This window comes from Paraburkholderia sp. A1RI_3L, from assembly GCF_048957895.1.
In the GTDB taxonomy this organism is placed as follows: domain Bacteria; phylum Pseudomonadota; class Gammaproteobacteria; order Burkholderiales; family Burkholderiaceae; genus Paraburkholderia; species Paraburkholderia kururiensis.
On record NZ_JARCHA010000012.1, the window covers coordinates 115121 to 132937 of the forward strand.

At 63.8% G+C, this 17817-nt stretch carries 17 protein-coding genes; 5 read left to right on the plus strand and 12 right to left on the minus strand.

What is annotated here, in order from left to right:
• From PXJ20_RS26925 to PXJ20_RS26935, 3 genes are all read right to left on the minus strand, one after another.
• On the minus strand, nucleotides 1-807 hold the full coding sequence (locus PXJ20_RS26925) for a hypothetical protein (protein ID WP_126879565.1): 807 nt from the start codon (nucleotides 805-807) through the stop codon (nucleotides 1-3).
• 8 nt (nucleotides 808-815) lie between these two features.
• Entirely contained in the window at nucleotides 816-1247 is a 432-nt protein-coding gene (locus PXJ20_RS26930; RefSeq protein ID WP_126879564.1) for a hypothetical protein, read from the minus strand.
• Between the two features lie 111 nt (nucleotides 1248-1358).
• A complete protein-coding gene (locus PXJ20_RS26935) occupies nucleotides 1359-1706 on the minus strand; it encodes a hypothetical protein (RefSeq protein WP_421032784.1) in 348 nt (115 codons plus the stop codon).
• Nucleotides 1707-2269: 563 nt separating this feature from the next.
• On the opposite strand from PXJ20_RS26935, the gene PXJ20_RS26940 reads away from it, so the two are divergent.
• From PXJ20_RS26940 to PXJ20_RS26960, 5 genes are all read left to right on the plus strand, one after another.
• Nucleotides 2270-3016: a nuclease-related domain-containing protein gene (locus tag PXJ20_RS26940; RefSeq protein ID WP_421032785.1), complete on the plus strand. Its 747-nt coding sequence runs from the start codon at nucleotides 2270-2272 to the stop codon at nucleotides 3014-3016.
• A gap of 182 nt (nucleotides 3017-3198) precedes the next feature.
• Nucleotides 3199-4443, plus strand: a complete 1245-nt coding sequence (locus PXJ20_RS26945) for a hypothetical protein (RefSeq protein ID WP_421032786.1) — start codon at nucleotides 3199-3201, stop codon at nucleotides 4441-4443.
• A gap of 79 nt (nucleotides 4444-4522) precedes the next feature.
• Nucleotides 4523-5716, plus strand: a complete 1194-nt coding sequence (locus PXJ20_RS26950) for a FlhC family transcriptional regulator (protein WP_421032787.1) — start codon at nucleotides 4523-4525, stop codon at nucleotides 5714-5716.
• A gap of 190 nt (nucleotides 5717-5906) precedes the next feature.
• Nucleotides 5907-6272 (plus strand): hypothetical protein, encoded by a 366-nt coding sequence (locus PXJ20_RS26955; protein WP_421032788.1) that lies wholly within the window; start codon nucleotides 5907-5909, stop codon nucleotides 6270-6272.
• Between the two features lie 196 nt (nucleotides 6273-6468).
• Nucleotides 6469-7473: a CAP domain-containing protein gene (locus tag PXJ20_RS26960; protein ID WP_421032789.1), complete on the plus strand. Its 1005-nt coding sequence runs from the start codon at nucleotides 6469-6471 to the stop codon at nucleotides 7471-7473.
• A gap of 88 nt (nucleotides 7474-7561) precedes the next feature.
• Here the strand turns inward: PXJ20_RS26960 and PXJ20_RS26965 are convergent, their stop codons facing one another.
• The 9 genes from PXJ20_RS26965 to PXJ20_RS27005 form a co-directional block, all read right to left on the minus strand.
• Nucleotides 7562-8239, minus strand: coding sequence for a hypothetical protein (locus PXJ20_RS26965; RefSeq protein WP_421032790.1), 678 nt, complete (start codon nucleotides 8237-8239; stop codon nucleotides 7562-7564).
• 13 nt (nucleotides 8240-8252) lie between these two features.
• Nucleotides 8253-9482, minus strand: a complete 1230-nt coding sequence (locus PXJ20_RS26970; RefSeq protein WP_421032791.1) for a hypothetical protein — start codon at nucleotides 9480-9482, stop codon at nucleotides 8253-8255.
• Nucleotides 9483-9494: 12 nt separating this feature from the next.
• A complete protein-coding gene (locus PXJ20_RS26975) occupies nucleotides 9495-10088 on the minus strand; it encodes a type 4 pilus major pilin (protein WP_421032792.1) in 594 nt (197 codons plus the stop codon).
• 12 nt (nucleotides 10089-10100) lie between these two features.
• Complete coding sequence (locus PXJ20_RS26980) at nucleotides 10101-11237, minus strand: type II secretion system F family protein (RefSeq protein WP_126879555.1); 1137 nt, start codon at nucleotides 11235-11237, stop codon at nucleotides 10101-10103.
• Nucleotides 11234-13312 carry an ATPase, T2SS/T4P/T4SS family gene (locus PXJ20_RS26985; RefSeq protein ID WP_421057449.1) on the minus strand — a complete coding sequence of 693 codons (2079 nt, stop codon included), beginning with the start codon at nucleotides 13310-13312 and terminating at the stop codon, nucleotides 11234-11236. The genes PXJ20_RS26980 and PXJ20_RS26985 overlap by 4 nt, the downstream gene beginning before the upstream one ends.
• Nucleotides 13313-13474: 162 nt before the next feature.
• Entirely contained in the window at nucleotides 13475-14260 is a 786-nt protein-coding gene (locus tag PXJ20_RS26990) for a hypothetical protein (protein ID WP_126879553.1), read from the minus strand.
• Nucleotides 14247-15548, minus strand: a complete 1302-nt coding sequence (locus tag PXJ20_RS26995; protein ID WP_421057450.1) for a hypothetical protein — start codon at nucleotides 15546-15548, stop codon at nucleotides 14247-14249. The genes PXJ20_RS26990 and PXJ20_RS26995 overlap by 14 nt, the downstream gene beginning before the upstream one ends.
• 8 nt (nucleotides 15549-15556) lie before the next feature.
• Nucleotides 15557-17173: a type II secretory pathway protein gene (locus PXJ20_RS27000; protein ID WP_421032795.1), complete on the minus strand. Its 1617-nt coding sequence runs from the start codon at nucleotides 17171-17173 to the stop codon at nucleotides 15557-15559.
• 2 nt (nucleotides 17174-17175) lie between these two features.
• Nucleotides 17176-17814: a toxin co-regulated pilus biosynthesis Q family protein gene (locus tag PXJ20_RS27005; protein WP_421057451.1), complete on the minus strand. Its 639-nt coding sequence runs from the start codon at nucleotides 17812-17814 to the stop codon at nucleotides 17176-17178.
• Nucleotides 17815-17817 lie beyond the last annotated feature (3 nt).

The window sequence follows — 17817 nt, forward strand, 5'->3', positions numbered from 1 at the left end:
TTAACGTGTGATCGACCAGAGCCACTTATCCCAGAGGACCTGCTGGTTGTTCCTGATGATGGGGCGCCCACTGTCCGTGAACGCGGGTACCTTGATTTTTTCCAGACGTCTGACCGTGACGATGTCGCCGACACAACAGCCGCTTTGCGCGATTGCGTCCTTCAGGCCTTCGCCCTGCAAGACGCGCTCTCCCGCCAGCGTGTCGATGTGCATGGCAAACGAGGTGTAAAACGGCTTGCCCTGCGGCTTGCGGCTCGGGAACTGTTCCTCGCCCCAACCGAGTACGCGGCCAGTAGTCGCCGCTCCGTGACCGTCACGACGTGGCGCGCGTTCGCGTGCGGTGCGTGGCTCGGAGCGGACATCGTCGTCGCCAGCAGCCAGCGGCGCTTCAACCCGACCTGCATGGGCCGCGGCGTCCGACGCCTGCCGGGTACCAGGCGCAGACACGACTTGCGGTGTGCCCTCCGCGCGGATCGCAGATGCGATCGCGTCTTTCAGCGAACCGCAATGCTCGCGAAGAACTGACCAGTGCGGCTCGGTCTCCGGCAGGATCTTGGTGCCGAAGGGCGTGTCGCGCGGCCCCTCGTCGAATGCCGGGCGGAACTGCACGATGCAGCTCCCCTCGTCAACGAACAGGTGGGGAACCCCGCAGATAAAGACGAACGTCTCGTTGCTTGCGCCGTGACCAACTTCGCGGGTCTGTGGGGCAACAGTTTGTGATGGGGAAGGTCGGGCGGTATGCCCTGGATCCAGGGACAAGGAAGGAAACAGTTCGGCAAATGCGCGGAGAAGATGAATCGCAGCCATGAGACCTCCTAAAGCAGGGAGCCGAAACAAATTCGGCGCAGCTCCTCGAGATCACGCGCAAGTAGTGGCGTGTCAAGGATCACCTGCTGCATCGCTTCGGGATCGATGCCGTTGACGCTGCAGACGTGCTCATACGGCAAGGCCCCGGCCCAGTAGCCCATGATCCAGCCCAGGGTCGCACGATAGTCGTCGACGTCGACTTTCACGTTACGCAGGCGCTCGCTGAGCATCGTTGCGCAGTCCATCAGCGACTCGGGCATGCGGTCGCCGCGGCGGCTGTCGCGCGCCAGCGAGACGAGCGCATCTACCATCGCCTCGCGTACGGATGGACTCCAGTGCCGCGGATCGGGAAGCGGATCGGGTCTGGGTTGAACGACGAGTACCGGAGTGGCCTCGCCGCCGAAGATGTCAAGCTGCCAGGCAGCGACGTCCTGTTTCATGAGATTGCTCCGGAATGGACCGGGCAATCGCACCCCTGGCCGGGAATGGATTCCCGGTTCGGATAGAGGGTGCACCGCGACAAAGGCCGCGGTGCAGGGATGACGGGCCCCCTACGTGTGGGTCCCCGTGCGCTTCAGGGGGATGACGACAGCCGATCTGGCGTATTGCCGGGCCGGTGCCGGCGGCGCCGGCCGGGCGACCGCGGCGGCCTGCTTCAGCGCATCGAGGGCCGCCACACGTTCAGCCTCGGCGCGCGCGCGCTCCGCTTCGGCTTCAGCAGCTTCGAGAGCCTTCGCCTTACGCTTGAGCGTCTGCGCGAGCTTGCCGCAAACAGCCATCGCCAGAAAGAGGCTGACGACGAACGAGCTTGACGCAAGAAAGACGACGAGACACAAGGCCAGCAGCTTGGCCGGCGAGGTCAGCACGTCCTTGAAATACGGATTGAGCAGATCCAGCATCCTTCTCTCCAGAAAAATTAACGCACAAGGGGATGACCAGGCTTTGCCTGGCAGTTTCGATGCCCGGATCGGGCAAGGAAATCCAGCGCGTAGCGCGTACGCCGTAACCCCGATAGAGGCCACCGCGAACGGACTCGCGAGAGAGGATGTGGAGGGAATGGGCTGCACGAGAACCGTGCGGCAGGCTCGATGCGTCGGAGACGCGGGAATATGAGCAGGTTAGCGGAGCCTGGTTGACAACGAGTGCTGGAATGATCGCGAATTCTGGGGGGCTTATGCCGGCGGCAATAGCGTGCAGGCGCCTGCACGGCTTTTCCCGAAAAGCTGCACTTTTTGTTGAGCTTTCCGGTCCTCGCCTGCGACCTGATGGTGCAAGGCCACCTTGCACTACCGCGTGCGCTCCAGTTTCCCGATCGGAAGAGCCGCTCTTGCTATAGCGCGTCGCGCAGCGACCGGCTCGCGACCTCGACGCGCCGAAAAATCCCACTGACCCGGAGCTTGACTTCGCGCCGCGTCTGGCACACTCGAATCACCCCATCAACTGCATGCTGGAGCAACAAAACATGTTCGGCCTGATTGTCGTGATCATCCTTGGCTATATCGGCTACCGCTATTCGAAGCGTGGCACCCCGCGCAAAGAACGTGGCTGGCGCTTCTCCGGTCCGGTATATGCGCCCTCCAGCTCAATGCCAACCACCCGTGCGCAGCAGCGCGGCGAGACTGGCGAAGCCGTGGTCGACGCCGAACTGCGACGCGTGCTTACGTGGCTGTGCGGCGATGATTTCCACCTTCATGCAGGAGCGGTGCTAATCGAGCATGCCCCGGGCACGCCCTTCCCCACCGCCGAGATCGATCACATGCTCGTGACGCCGTTCGGCCTTTTCGTCATCGAGACCAAGAACTGGCACGGCCGCATTGTGCACGGCATGGGTTACGACGATCTTGAAGTCGTCCGTGCCGATGGTACCCGCGAGACTCGACGGTCGCCGCTCGCACAGAACCGCACCAAGGTCGCCTTTCTTAACGAGAAACTTCCCCGCGTATGGCGCATCGAGGGCGTGGGCGTCTTTGCGTCGCCCGACTGTTCGCTCGACGGCGACCTTTCTCCGTCGCTGCTTCATGTAACTGAACTGGCCTACTTCTTTCGTATGCGTCGACACGAATACCTTCGCTCGGGACAGAAGCCGGTCAATATAAAGACCGCATGGGACGCAATTATGCTTAATGCATCGATATCTGACGAAAAGTTGGACGAACACCGCAAACGTGTGCGGGCAAACCCTCAAGTCAGTCCAATTAATGCCGATTAATCGGCATCCCGATTGCGAAAGCTGCATGTTTTTCACCATCTTTCGATCCGGCATGACGGAAAAGCGGGCGTACGCTAGCCCGATCACCTTCGAACTGGCGAGCGCTTTGGCCACCCGCCCAAGGCCCGTAGCCCTGTGAGCACCCGCCATCCTCAACACCACACCGCACACGAAAAACGAGCATGAGCACGAAGAAAAAGCTGCCCCTCGATCCCGGCTTCGATCCAACCGTCCCGGAGGATGGCGCCATTGTTCCGGCCGCCGAAAGCGATATCCAGGATCTTTACAGCATTCACCTGCCGTCACGACAGGAAATCTCAACAGTCGCGCACGACATGTTTGCGGACAAGCTGCCGGCTGACGTAATCCAGCAGTTGATGCAAACGAGCACCGATATCAACGAATCAGTGCGACGGATCATGCACGAGCACATGACGCTCGGCTTTCGTTTTGGCGAGACAGTAAGGCTGCTGCAAACAGCCTATGCGGTGACTTTTGGCGACACGCCCGCGACAACGAAGCGCGCGAACACAGATGCGCTTGCCTATCTGGAACGGCTGCATCGCATGTCCAAATCGAAGATACGCGTGCACCTGAGAGCCTATGCCCGATTTCACGATAACGCGGACGCCGTCGAATTCCTGCGTCTGACCGATATGCAGTCGCTGCTGGGCAACGACGTTGGCGACGACATCGTCGAGGCGATCATCGAGAAGAGGAAGGACAATCCCGAAATGTCCACGCGGACCGTCAAGCAGCTCGTGCAGGTACTGCGCCAGCAGCAGGACCGCATCGCCGCCGACCAGGAGCGACTGGAAGCCGCGAACGACGAGTATGCAAGCCTGCTTGAGCAGTTCAACTCGGCGAACCTCGAAAGCGAACGACTGCGCCAGGAAATCGAGCAGGTGCGGGCCTCGCAGACAGAAACGCAGGCAGCGAGCGACCGGCTGCGCAACGAGCTTGCGCTGGTTGGGCAGAGCAAGAATGCGCTGAATCAGCAGTTGCACGACATGGAGCATGAACTCGACGCCGCGCGTCGCCAGGTGGCTGAATTGACGACGCGGCCACCCGCCCAGGACGATCCGAAGGTGAAAGAGGACGTCCGGCGGATGAACGAGCACTTCAACCAGCTGCTCGCGAAGTCGCAGGAGCTCGAGGAGCAGATCGCACTGCGCACCGACGAAGCCGCCCGTATAGAAGCACAGCTTAAAGCCAACGCTTCGGCGCTTGAAGCGGGCCGGCGCGTGGAAAGCGAGCTGAACGAACTCATCCGTCATTTCGGTGAATTCGTGCAGCGTTACCACAGCGCGCAGCTGCTCTGCACCGCCGAGGGGAACCCTCGCCGGTTCGCGCCGCTCTTCGAGGCGCTGGCGGACCTCGTCGGAAAGTTCCACACCGAAATAGTCGCAGCACGCAAGGCCGCCTGATCGCGCGCGGGGGCGCCGGGGCTGTGGCCGCTTTTGGCCACACGAAGAGACACACGTTACGAAAAGAAGAATGCAAACCATGAACAACCGCACGAGAACGGCCGACGACTACAAGGCCATCCCACGACTGCACCTGCCGCGCTGGGTCGCACAGCGCATCCTCGCCGTCAATTACGACCTGGTCGAGCATATCAAGCAGGTGCTCATTTCCCGACCCACCTTCAATGCCATCTACGGGGTCGAGGTCTCGCAGATCGATCATCTGGTACACAACGAGGCATCGCTGCGCACCCTGCTCGGCGCGCCGTTTCTCATGCTCTCGCCATCACTACCGACGGTTGAGGACTGGCGCTGCTTCGTCGATGGCACGTCGACGACGCGCACGGTTGACGAGCTGCGCGCCCGCCTGCCCGCACAGCGCGAAGCACTGACAACACAGTCGATCCAGCACCACAACCGCCAGTTCCTCGACCTCGTCCAGGCGGTGGCCAACATGAGCGTGCTGAGCGCGCCGCTGCTCGGCATGACGCCAGACCTGGCGCTGTATCTCGGCGGTCTGCCGGGCTACAAGCTTCGCGCTGCGCTCGAGCGTATCGGCGACCTGCCTCTCTTTCGCTGGCGCTTTGTGAATCCCGCTTTCTGGTTCGAGTTCACAGCGAACGAGCTGAATGTCGAACAGGTGGCTCATCACATCATGGCAACCACACCGTTTCGCGCGGGCGAACTGCCTCACACGGCGAGCTGGACCGAACTGCGTCTCGGGCGTGAAACACACGAAATGTACGCGGCCGCGCTGATGGCTCACGGGTGCCGTGCGAGCACGGCAGCAACGCTATTTGGGCTGCCGCAGAGCAAGACGCGGCAGATGTACATGACCATTCACGGCAAGCGCTCGCCATGCGGCAATCTGCCCAACTCGATCCAGTGGTCCGTTGAGCGGCCCCAGCATCGCCTGCACTCCACGGTGTTCATCTGGCTGTATCGTGCAGCACTGCAGATGGGTGCAAATTCGCCGCAGGCACTCATCGCGGCCGCTGATCTCTATACCCAGCTATTCCCTGCTGGACGCGCGCTGCTCGCCACTGACAGAGGCTATAACCTTACGCGCGCGATGGCCGCCGACGCGCGCCTCTCGATCGCCCCGTGCCGGAGCTGCGCAACGCACTACATCGTGTCGAACAACGAGTCGAAGATCGAAATGCAGCGCAGCTTCTACTGCCCTTCGTGCAGCAATGGGCTTGTCTCGCGTGCGCGCGCTGGCGGGGTGAAGTGATGCATGGGGCAGCTGAGCAGGCTTGCCTGCCGACGGGGCTTGTCGTTTTCAGTGCAGACGGCTCGGCCCAGTTTGGCTGGCAGCACCCCGAGACAGGTGCCTATTACGCCGAGCAGGATGGCCACTGCATCACGGACGCCGTGGCAAGCATCCCGTGGTGCGCGGGCGCCATTCACTGAGGGCGCAGCCGATGGAAGACCTCGCATGGATGGTTCGTGAAAGCACCTCTGCATGGCTTCGCGGCTACGGCGATGAGCGCTTTGGCGCGTACGAGAAGTTTTATCGCGAAGCACTGGCAGCACCGGGTAAGCAACTCGGACTTGAAATGATCAACGAGGAGTACGTGCAGTGGGCCAACGAACGGCCCAGCAGGCTCATGCGGTTACTTAACCGGCCCACGACCGGTCGCGCGCTGGTTGGACTGTTCTCAGTGTGGGTGGCGGCGCAGGCCGTCCCTCACGCGGCAAGACTTGCGCCGCAATCGACCGCCGTGCTGCTGGTCGTTGCGTTCGTCGGACTGCGGATTTTCCACAGGAAGCGGCGTACGTCGGCTTAATCCATGCGACGCGCATCGAACCCGCCCTGTGTGGCGGGTTTTTTCTGCTTGCGCTTAAAGAAATTCCAAAGTCTTACCGTTAGCGCTAAAGTGCGCCCCGCGACCGAAGTGGCGACTTGACTTCACGATGGGCCTGGCAAACTGGACTTAGGCTCGCGCGAGGGGCGCGGCTCACAACAACCGAGGAACATTGACGATGAAGAAGAACATTTCCGCGCTCACCGCTCTCGCAATCGCTTCGGCCGCCGTCCTCGCCGCTTGTGGCGGCGGCGGCGGCAGTAGTTCTACCGGCTCGGGTTCGGGATCGTCGAGCACTGGCTCGACGCCCGCCAGTTCAACCCAGACGGCGACGAGCGCCAACGTCTCGACGCCCCAGTACGCCACGACGAGCGCTCAGCTCGCAGCCTTCAACCTGATAAACGCGCAGCGGCAACAATGCGGTTTTCCCACCTTAGTCGAGAACACGACGTTGGACCAGGCAGCGGCAGCACATGCGTCATACATGGGCTTGAACGGCGGGACAATCACTGACACCGAAACGTCTGGCAACGCTGGCTTCACCGGGATCACGTATAACGATCGCGCGGTCCATTTCGGCTATCCGACTGGCACGTCCTCGATAGGGGTAAGCGGCGGCTTCTACACCAATGCGACGTTGAGCGAGACGCAGTATGGACAGCAGGTCGCGTATGACTGGTTGTCGGGCGTGTACCACATGAGCATCGGTGTCTGGCCGACAACGAACATTGGCATCGGCTGGAATGAAACCACGTTCAACGGCTTCCCGGAAATCCAGTCGTCAGCAATGGCTACGACGTTTCAAACCATGCCTGGCTCAATGCCGTTGACGTTCCCATGCCAAGGGACGACTGGCGTGCCGTACTCGAGCGGTGGAGAATTGCCCACTCCTCCGGGAACTTCGGGTAACTGGGGAATGCCGGTTGCCGTCGTCGGGAACGCCTCAGATACGATCGTCTTGTCAGCGGGCAGCATGACTGACGCGTCGAGCCACACGATCACTCTCCAACTGCTCGATTCCGCGAATGATCCCAATAAGAAACTGCCTGCGTTCGAGGCGGTGGCTTATCCAATGAGCCCATTGTCACCTAACACAACGTACACGGTGTCGATTTCCGGCACGATCAACGGTACCAGCTTCTCCCGGACGTTTACGTTCACTACAGGCAACATAGTCGGGTAAGCAAAGAAACAGCTGATGAACGGAACGGCGTCAAACGGACGCCGTTTTTCATTGTCTCCCCGACGGGTCACAGTCGGCGCGCGATGCCTTACCCGCCGCCGCCGCCACCGGAGTTCCCGGTAAGGTTGTATTGTCCGATGAGGTTTGTGGTGCCCGGGGTGAACCAGCAGACATCCACCGTTGCACCTTTAACGACGATCATCTGCGTTGGCACGTTAGACGGCGGCGGAAAGCTGCCCTTGCCGACCCAAACCGCGTCGATCGTAGCCTCCCATGCCAAGAGGGGGACCGAGGTGTTGTAAGCGCTTGTGCCCGTGCCATCGTACGGGCCGTTGTACTCGTACGGCGTGAACGTATAGCGAATTGGATAGAAGTCGTGGGCAAGGCCATAATTGAGGCAGGCCGCCTCTTGGTCAGCGATGGTGACATGTGGGAGGGAAGGCGTGCAGACCAGTCCGATCCAGGTCGAGCCGTTCCACGACGCTCCGTTCGTTTCGTCATAACCCGGCGGACACGATGGTGGCGCCTGATAATCGCACGTGGGCGCAGTCCATCGCGACCCAATCCATGTCGATGCTGCACCGGTCGTCCAGCCCGCCGAATTCGGGCACTGCGGCTGCGCCTGCGGCGCGTTCGATAACGCCGGCGTACATGTCGAGTCCTGATAGCCGGGCGAACAGCGGACCGGGCTCGCTGATGACACCTGCGAGACAATCAACGTGCAAACGAGCAGCGCGGCACGAACCAAGATTCTTCCCAGAGTCACTTCTTTCCTCTCCTCAAAACGCACAGTAGGTCGTCGCGACGGCCCATCCGCCGATGCCCGCGCCGCTGCCATCCGTGATCGAGACGACCCACGGCCCCGCTCCAGACACGCCGTAATTCACAGTTGCCGTCGGATCGACATAGAGGCTCTGTCCGTCAATGACGATCTGCGGCGTCCCGCCCGCGGCACAGTTCGGCGCCGGCACCCCCGAGCCGTTGGCTACGGTGTAGTACCCGTACCGGAGGATCGTCCCACCGATTGGCAGCCACAGACTCACGCCGTTTGCGCTGCGCTGGCAGGACAGAATGAGACCCGACCCGTCTGCGTCACCTGCTATCCCGGTGCCACTACACCCGGTGCGCGGCACCGCGATGTTCCCGACCTGGGCCGTACCGGTAATGATCGCGTTGCCATTGACCGTCGCCGCCCCGGTGCTGATCGGCGCCGGAGCAGTGCCGGCTGCGTTCTGTACCTGCAGCGTCCCGGGCGTTCGGACCGCATTACTCACCGCGACGTTGGATGCAGCGAGCGTTGGCGCCGCGATCGTCCCGGTCGCGTCGATGTTGTTGACGTTGTGCAGGCTCACGCCGTTGACGTTCTGGTCGCCCGTCCATGTGAGGGTGCCATCGCGCCGGATATAGAGGGAGTTGCCATCGTCGAGCGCGCCGTTGGTCGCGAGGATCGCGGCGGCCGGCGTCCCCGGCAGAGGATTGCTGGCGTTCCACGCACCGTTGATGCCGTACACCGTCGCTGAATTGCGCGTCGACGAGTATCCGAACTGCCCGTTGCTGGCGTTGTTGCCGGCAAGCGCGATCTGCGCGGCGCCCGCCACGTCAGGCACGCCATTGCGGGTGTACGGCAATGACGGGTAAAAAGCCCAGGCGACATGGCATGTCCCCGAGGCCTGCGTACAGCCAGGGGGCACCATCGACATCTGGATGGTATAGGCGCCGCCCCAGAACGGCCCCGCGGTGTAGTTCTGCTTTAGCTCGCCGGCGCCCTGCAGTTGCGCTAGGGTCGGTGCGTCCAGCACCGGATTGCCACCTGACGCTGCGTACTGCGTCAGCAGGTTCGAGAAGTTGTCGCTCACCCAGCTCGCGAGCGCGTTGACGATCACCGCCTCGTTCTGCCCTTCTGCGGCCAGCACCTCGCTGCGGCGTCTAGCGACGTCCTGCTGGATCGACACCAGCGTCAGGATGGCCGACGCGGCAAGCACCACCACCAGCTCGATCAGGCTGCCCATGCTCGTGCTTCCTCAGCTGCGCGTCGTGTACATCTCGACGGTCGCCACCTGCCCCGCCGAACCGCATGCACGCCCGGCCGTCTGGCTGCTGAACGCCGTCGTCGGGCTGTAGACGACCGTGCCGTTGATGCTGACCTCGGTGAAGACGTTCGAGAGCGCCGCAGCGGACATCGAGCACACAGCCGCGGGCACCGGGTACGTTGTCACCACCGCATCGTTGGCGTTCGTAACCGTGCCGGGCGTAGCCGTGACGTCCCCGCCAAACATCCCCTGCACCGCGCTGTAATCGGCCGCTACGCGTGCGCCGGCGGCGTCAAAGGCATGGTTTTGCGCCAGCGACGTAAGCGACTCACCAGCGAAGTTCGCATCGTTCTGTGTGGCGTTCTGGATACCCGTGTGGAACATCGTGGCCTCGCTCTTGAAGTGCGCGGCCTGCACCATGTTGCGCACGAACGGAACGCCAAGATAGATGATCAAGGCGAGGAGTGCCATCGCACCGAGCACCGCTCCTGCCTCAACGAGCGAGAGTTCCCCGCTCTGCTTCCGCCTGCGAGCGATTCGACGGATAGCCTGCCTGCGGGCCGGCGAGAGTTGCGTATTTTTCATGTCCATTTCCTGTCAGAAGTTGCCTGCGCCCGCACCAAGCGCGCTTTGCAGGCCGACGAGTCCGGTGACGGCGTAGGAGCCGATGCCTACCCCGATAAACAGTGCTGCCGCGATCGTGAGCAGCACGTAGTGCGTAATGCGCGCATTACGGCGCACGGCATCCACCACGCGGTCGAGCGAACCGCGGCCGAGCGATTTGACTGCTTCGACGAAGTTGTCGCGCCGCTCCGCGTCCGCGATACGGTCCACCACGAGGTCCGAGAAGATCCCGGTCTCAAGCGCCCGCATCGGCGCCTCCGGCTTCAGCTCCAGCCGGCGCAGCATGCGCGTGACGTGCCAGCGCAGCCAGGGATCGGCGTCGGCCTTCACGCGCTCGAGTGCGCCACTGAGCGTGAGGCCCGAGTCGAACAGCCCCGACAGGGAAACAATGAGCAGTGCCGCGCGCAGATCGCGCCGGTTGCGCCACATCAGCGGCGCGGCATCGAGCCGGTTACGCAGTGGCCCGGTCCAACGCTTGAGTCCGTAGAAGTAGCCGACGACGAGCGCACCGATGACGGAGAGGTTCAGCCACCAGTACTCTGCGCAGAACGTGTCGATGACATACAGAAAGCGCCCAGGCGCCGTCCACTGGTCCAGCGGCCTGATCTCCAGCACCTGCGGATAGATGAGCGCGCCGAACATCGCACCCAGCCCGTACATGTAGGCAAGCAGCATCACCGGGTAGGCCAGCTGCATGGCCGTCGTCGTCGCCAGTACCCGCCGCGCCGAGGCGGTCATCGCACACAGTTCAAACCCGCGCCGCGCGGCATCCTCCTTCGTCGACGATTCCGCCAGCTTGAGCAGCGCGTACTCCTCGCTGGGGACGAACGGCTTCATCGACATCGCGAAACCTTCGCCCTTGCCAAGCCGCTCGCCGATCGCGCGATAGACCATCCACACGATCTGACGCCGCTTGCGGGCGCGCTCCTCGAGCACGCCCAGCCGCTCCATGAGCGTTTCACGGTTGCGCAGTCCCTTCGTCGCCTCGATGTCGAGCTTCGACTCCTCGTAGAAGCTTTCTCGCACCTTCTGGAAGCGCCACGTTGCAATCTTCATGCGGTCCCGGTACGGCAGACGCATGAGCAGCGGATAGATGAAACGCCCTGTCATGACGGCATCCTCCCGTCGCTGTCCGGCATCACACGGTACGTGCGGAAAGGTTTCATCGAGCGGTCGATGAAACGCGGGTCGATGATGCCCTGCGATGCCTTGTAGAGCGCGTGCTCGTAGATCGTCTTGCCGGTCATGTCCGCGCTGTTGAAATCGGCCTTACGCTCACGGCGCCACGCCTCTTCGGCGCCGCGCCAGTCGCGCACCGCGATCCTGTCCAGAAACTCAGGCGTCGGTCGGTAAAGCTCCATCGCAAGCGTCTGGCCCTTCGTGCCAGCGGCGACCTTGCCGTCACGCGCGAAGAGACCCTTCTTCCGGCAGTGCCCGCAGCCATCGTCGTTGCGGCAGGCCATCTTCGAGACATCCAGGCCAAACTTCGTGCGCAGCAACTCCAGATCGTCCGCGCGCATCACATCGCCCGCCGGCAGCTTGCAGTGCGGACACAGCATCGGGATGAGCTTCTGGTTGCCGACGGCGTTGACGAATTTCTCGGATGCCACCTCATCGGCCGTCATGCGCAGGCGGTCACCGAGCAGCCGCATGAACACACCGATGATGCTGTCCGCGTGAATCGTGGTGCGCACTGGGTGACCCGTCAGCGCGAGTTCGACGACGAGACCCGCCACAACCGAGTCGAGGATTTCCGCGACGGTCAGATCATCGGGGTCCATGCGCATGAGCGTGCGGATGATCGCTGCCACCTTGCGGCGAAACTCTTCTTCCGTCTCGTCGAGTCCACGCGGGACCGACTGGTCGGACAGCCACGGCATGGGGTATTCGGAGGGCATGCTCACGGCGTACTGCTTCATGAGTTCGCGCCCGTCCACCATGTAAGCCAGGGCACGCAGCAGCGTGCTCTTGGCCGACCCTGTCTCGCCCGAAAGCAATACCGCACCACCGCTTGCGTGACCGAGCGACCCGATGATTTCCAGCTGGCTTTCTTCCAGCCCCATCGTGTCTGGCATGCGCACGCTGTAGTTGCGGAAATTGCCGTCGAGCAGCCGCATCGCGACGTCGAAACCGCTGACCTGCGGGGCGCTCTGCCAGCGGATGTTCAACGTTGCACTCGCAAGCGCAAGCGGGATCATGGCCGACTGGGCGGCACTCGGCTGGAACGCATTGCCGCTGTTTGTGTTGCGCTGGACGAGGTCCTGATATGCAGCCGACAGCGCGCGCAGCACGGTCTCCTTCGGCATGCGACGGTAGGTGTAGAGGTCACCGTCAACCCGGAAGCGCAGTTCTGCATCGGCCTGGTAGTCGCGCGACTCCCAGTGCACGTCGTTTGCGCCGTATGCGTTGCCCGCCTCCATGATGTCCCGGAACAGCGCGATTGCCCGCGAGCCCTCCGGTACATGCGTGGACAGGCGGATGCGACCGCGCTCGTAGACGCCGTCAATGACGTCGGTGGTCGCGATCATTTCTTCCCGTACGACGATGTGCAGCCGTTCGAGATCGCGCAGGTACGTGGTGTAGAGCGGTGTCTGGTGAAACTCTCGCGTCGTGATCACGACTGCCATGCCCGCCTGCATGTCGACGGCCACGAAGTTACGCCGGGCCTCGGGTGTGATACGAAGCGTTGCGTCGGCCGTGGTGTCGCACAGAATGCGCTTGAACTCGGCCAGCGCCTCTGCCGACACGAGGCGGGGTATGCCGACAGGCGCGTATTCGATGTCCGGCACCGCGACGGCACGTCCACCGGATACCGTACCGGTGTCAGCGTCTTGCGGAGGAACCTTTGCACCGCCCTCGTCGTGCAACGACGCATCGTCGCCGCGCGCATTGTCCGGGGCAGCCGCACACGCCTCACCCGTCTCAGCAGCAGTCGCCCGCGCGTGCGCGTCATGTCCCGGCGTTTCCGGCAGAGACCCAACGGCAGGTTGCGGCGAAACGCCCGCGGAAGGGATCCCAGTCCGCCCCGTGTCGGGTTCAACGTCATCCATGAAGCCCGTGCTCGCAGCCGCCGATGCACCGGGCGGCTCGCCCTCCGACACCTCGATCGGTTCGACATCCGTGATATCCCCGTCGCGCAACCGCGCGCCGAGCGATCCGGGGGGCGCTCCCGGGTTGCGGCGCAACGGTCGCGCGCCTTCGAACTTCGGCTCAACGGGCGCAGCCTCGCTGTCCTCGACGAATCCTGCCCGCAAGCCCCGAAGGCGCGCCAGGATCGACGCACGCGGTTTCGGTTCGTTTTCGACGTTCCCAAAGAAAGACATGTTGATCCCCCGGTGATGTCCAGTTCACTGCGCAGCCGACGGCGCGATCCATGTCGGCAAGGGCGCGCCAAGGTCACGAAGCGGGCCCGACACCGCTACGGGACCCGCGCCTGCTGCTGGCGCCGCGCTGTCCGGAGCACTCCCGCGCATCGCGACCGTGCGAATGGCTTTGCCTTGCGCAACAGTCACGAACAGGCCATCGACCTTGCGCACGATCCATCCGTTGAGGAGCTTCTCGCCGAGCCGCGCTGGATACACCGCGCCGTCGTATTCGTAGAGGACATGCGCGCCTGCTCCGTCGAAGAAGGAGCCGACGAAGTTGACCGGATCGACGCGCGGCGTACGCACGACGGCGGGCGCAACGAAAGTGGGCACAGGTGGTGGCGTCTCCGCGCGGGCGGCCGGTGCCGCCTTTGCCGCGGCGGCCGCCCCTGCTCCGGGTTCATCGCCATCGCGCAGCGCGCGGGCGACCTTGTTGCGTGCGAGCTGGTCGATATCGCGCAGCGTCAGGTGCGTATCGCTCGCCGGAGCCACCACCGGTGAAGCCGGCTGCGATGCAGGCACCGCCGATGCGACCCGGGCCACAGCGGTCTGCGTGGCGGAGATGCTGGATGCGGCGGTGTGCGCCGCGGATACCCCGTGCGGTGCATTCGCGGTAGCGGCGGCCGTTTTCACTGATGAGACGGCTGGCGCGGCTGAGATCGCACCATCGAACGAGGGCGTGGGCGCCGCGAACGCGTTGAGAGACGGGAGCGTCGCGAGGGCGAAGCCCAGCCCCAGCGCAGCAGTGAGATGTTTACTGGACGACATAGTATTTGCCCTTCGCGATGAACCTGATTCCGACCTTCCCCAGTTCCTCCGGCGCGGCCGTGTCGAGCGACACCGTGAGGGTTTGCAGCGTCATGTTTGGCGGCAGACGTTCCAGCAGCGGCGCCTGCCAGCGGTATCCGTCGATCTCCCATGTCCCTGCACGGATCAGCGGTCCGTGGCGCTCTTTCGCGGGCGGTGGCGTGTTGATGAGTGGCTGCGACGCGCCGATCTGCACGGAGTAGCCGAAGCTCTTGAGCTCGAACGGCCGCGTGGACAGCTGCTGGGCCGGCGTCTGCAGCAGGTCGATGAGCTGCTGCTCACCCGGCCATGCCCGGGACTGCGCCGCAACCACCGTGGCCACCTCTGGCACTGCGGGGCCCCGCGCGCCGAGCGAGCGACCCGAGCGATCAAATGTGAGCGGCCGCATCGAGACCGGTGCGTTGCGCGCAAAATCGTCGAAGGTTCCGCCCATGCGCGTGTAGCTGAGCACGCAGTAACCCGACGGCGGACACGTCGCGTCCCGGAACTGCCAGCCCCAGCGGTTCGAATCGAGCGCGGCAACGGACTCGATGATCCGCGGCGCAAGCTGCGACGCCATCGGAGCCGGCACGGCGAATTCGTGGCGTACCGCCTTCTCGTACTGCTGTGTCCAGGTGGGCTGGGCGTTGGCGGGCAGCGCCGGCGGACTGAACACACTGACCGCTTCCCGGACCGCGAAGATGCCGACGCCTGCGGCGAGCAGGAACACAACGGCATTCGGCACACCCGCCGGCACCCGCGCGATTTTTCCCGCCTTCTTCAGCGCTAGCAGCTCGACGGTCTGGAAGGGTTCATCACCCGGCGCGACCGCCTCGCCCGCGGCGAGCACAACGAGTGCAACGCCCTGCCTGCGGCATTGCTGTGCGATCTCGTCGCGACGCTTTTGCGCCTGCGCGACGCCCAGCACCTCGTCGTTGTTCACCGCGCCGCGCACGACGTAGACGAGATGCACCCGCTGCCCGTCCTGCATGAGTACCAGCACGGCGGGCCGGCTTCGCACGCGCTCAAGCATGGCGACATGCGCTGCGCCCGAGTACAGCCTTACGCGCTTCAGGTCGGCAGCATCGGGCGCACAGAATCCGCCCAGCACCACGTCGCCGACCGGCATCTCGACGTAGTGCGTGGCCGAGAAGTCTTCCGCGTAGCGCGCGCGGCCATCCTTTCGCCCCTTGAGCGGATACGCTCGCCAGTCCAGACCAAAGACGAGCCGCGCGCGCCTCTCCCCCGGCAATGGTTCGGTGATATGCATACCCATGCCTACATCGAGGGAACAACGGTTGCGGTGAGCATCACCACCTGGAACGTGTGCGAGTTGTTCCAGGAGCCGGTGATGCCCGCGATGCCGCCGTTTGTCGTGCTGTCGGCTGTATCCGTGACCGCGCCGTAGAGCACCACGGTCTGCCCGTCCGACAGCGCGATCGTCTCGTCGTCCTTGCTGCCAACGGTGTGCGCGAGCTGGATCGCCTGCTGGGTCTGGCCCGAGCCGACGGAAGCCGAGGTGAACGGCCCGTTCTGCTTCGAGCTGTCGCGCCAGTAGGCCAGCACGATCTGGTTGTGGTCGTTGACAGCTGGCAGGATGTGCAGGAAGTCGCCTGTCGTCAGCGTGCCAGGCGTGAGGCCCGGCACGCCTCCTGATGTGGCCGTGAGGCTGCCGGTGGAGGGCGAGGTCGAGTGCAGGTAGTCGTCGCTGTGGAAGTTCGCCACCGAAACCGGCAGGCCGTTGAGCGTGAGCTTCGAGATGGTGTTGTCCGAGACGGTGCGCCCGTACTGGTTGAGTGCGTTGATCACCGCGTTCGTCCCGGAGAACGGCGCGTTCGGCTGTAGCACCGAGAGACCAACCGTGCCACCACCCGACGCCAGCGAAGTGGGCGAGGCAAAGCTGACCGCCCACTTCGCCAGCCCCCCCTGGATGCTGTTGAAGACCACATCGGCGTTCACGCCCGACTGGGTGCCGCGGTTCAGTGCGATCTGGATCGTGCGCACACGCAGCATCACCTGGCGCGTGGAGATCGCGTTCTCGTGCCTGAGCAGTTCGCCCATGCGGTCGGCCGCTTCCTTCGTGTCGTACACCATCACGAGACGGCTCTGCGGATTGACCGTGAGCTTGCCCATGGGCGAGGCGAGCTGCTTCAGTTCACTCTCGATCAACGCGATCTGGTCGAAGTCGCCCTTGCGACCACTTGAAGTAACTGCGGTAAAGGCGCCCGTGTCGGTGCTCGCACCACCGGTCGAGCCTGTCGACTGGTTGCCCGTCGACGTGTCGGTGCCCTTGGACATCTTCGACTCGATCGATACCTTGCCGGGAATCGCCGCGATCTGGAACATCCGCGTGACGAACCGGCTGATGGTGATGGTCGAACCGTCGAACGACCAGTCGAGGCCGAGGTTCTCGGTGACATCGTGCAGGTACTGGCCGATGCCGCACTGCTCACACTGCTGCCCGTACACGGGATCCTCGTTGGTCTTCGTGGCGGAGGTCAGCGCGGCGGCCTTGCCGTCGCCTCCCACGCGGGGAATCAGCGAATCGCGCGGGATATAGACGTCCGGGCTCACGTGAACGGGATAGCCCGAGGCACTCGACACCAGCGTGGCGAGCGTCCTGATATCAATCCTGGGTGGAAACGTTATTTTCTTGTCGCGAAACACGGCGGGCAATGTCGCCTCGTATGCGAGCGGCACCGGCCGGTCGCCGAGGAAGGCCGTGGGCACGTCCTCAACGAGCGGAATACCGTTCGATGCCGTGCCGAGCGCAGCAGTGGCCGCAGTGTTTGCCTGGTCATAGGCTCTGTTCACGTCGCCCTGGGTGACGGCGCAGCCAGCGAGAGCGATAGCGCACGCGGCTGCGATCAAGGTACGAAGCGGGTAGAGGCGCATGGTCAGTCCTTGCAGTTCGCCGCGCGCGCGATGACGCGGATCACGTTGTTGGTATGGCGGCAGATGCGCGCAGGCGTGCGCATGTGATCGGTCGCCTGCATGACCTGGGTGAGAATCGAGCGGAAGTCACCCGTGAAGGTCGCGTTGAACTCGACAGGAAGGTCGTCATCAATCTTCCAGGCGAGCTGCCAGCCCTGCGTCTGGAGCCACCGGTCCAGCGCATTGCGCAGGTTCGTGTTCTGCGGCGTGATGCTGAAGCTCAGGGTGCCCGTGGGCTCTACCTGTACGGCACCGGGCAGGACCACGGCCTTCACATCCATGGACGCGGCAGCAACGCCTGCTGAAGACGCGACTGTGTTCGACGCCGTGCCATTCGTGGCCGCGGCCGCAACGGGACCGGCCGGGACGGACAGCGGCGTGCCCGCCTGCCGGGCGTCCGCCACCGCGGATGACGCCGACGGCGGAGCGGCACTGACCAGCGGCTGCCAGCCATCGGCCGTACCCGGCCCAGTCGTCGGCGCGCCCTGTCCCATGGCGGCCATGCCAGCGCTTGTGCCACAGGCCAGGGCAACCGCCAACAGCGCCTGGGCGATCTCGCGGTAACGGTGCCCGGCCTTCATCGGGAAGTGTCTGTTCATCATTTT